Below are 831 nucleotides of genomic sequence, written 5' to 3' on the forward strand. Positions count from 1 at the left end.
GCGCCGTCCCCGACGGCCAGCACCGGCGCGCGCATCCCCCGCCGTTTGCAATCGCGCAGCAGGTCGGCCCACGACTCGGTCGACTCGCGGTAGCCGTCGGACAGCGCGATGAGCTCCTTACGGCCGTCGGCGCGCACGCCGATCATCACCAGCAGGCACAAACGGTGCTCCTCCAGGCGGACGTTGACGTGCACCCCGTCGGCCCACAGGTATACGTAGTCCACGCCCGACAGGTCACGGTCGGCGAAGGCGCGCTGCTCGGCCTTCCACTGCTCGGTCAGCTTCGTGATGACCGGCGCCGACAGGCCAGCCGCCGAGCCGAGGAACTGCCCCAGCGCTGGGACGAAGTCACCGGAGGACAGGCCGTGCAGGTAGAGCAAGGGCAGCACTTCGGTGATCTTCGGTGTCTTGCGCGCCCAGGGCGGCAGGATCGCCGAGGAGAAGCGCTTGCGCTCGCCGGTGACCTCATCGACGCGCCTGTCGTTGACCCTGGGCGCCTTGACCTCGATCGCGCCGGCCGCGGTGAGCACCTCGCGCGCCTGGTGGTAGCCGTTGCGCACGACCAGACGGCGTCCATCGTCGTCCCGCTGATCGGCGAACTGGGCAATATAGGCATCGACCTCGGCTTTGAGCGCTTCGGCGAGCATCCTGCGGGCGCCTTCCCGGACGATCTCGTCGATCAGGGAGGAGGAGACCGGGGCGTCTGCGGTACGGCGGTCGCCGTCAGCGGGGTCAGGGACTACGGTGAGCACGGGTGTGCCTTCCCGACCGACGTTGGCGCGTCGGTCATGCATGAGACCTACATGATCATCGGGAAGGTACACCCCTTCC

The 831-nt window shown here is 68.6% G+C and carries 1 protein-coding gene; it reads right to left on the bottom strand.

The window, feature by feature from the left end:
• Window positions 1-752, bottom strand: a 752-nt coding sequence (locus FLX08_RS39985) for a transposase (RefSeq protein ID WP_208761986.1), incomplete at its 3' end; no start/stop codon positions are given.
• Window positions 753-831 lie beyond the last annotated feature (79 nt).

The sequence above is a fragment of the Microbispora hainanensis genome (assembly GCF_006874475.1).
In the GTDB taxonomy this organism is placed as follows: Bacteria; Actinomycetota; Actinomycetes; order Streptosporangiales; family Streptosporangiaceae; genus Microbispora; species Microbispora hainanensis.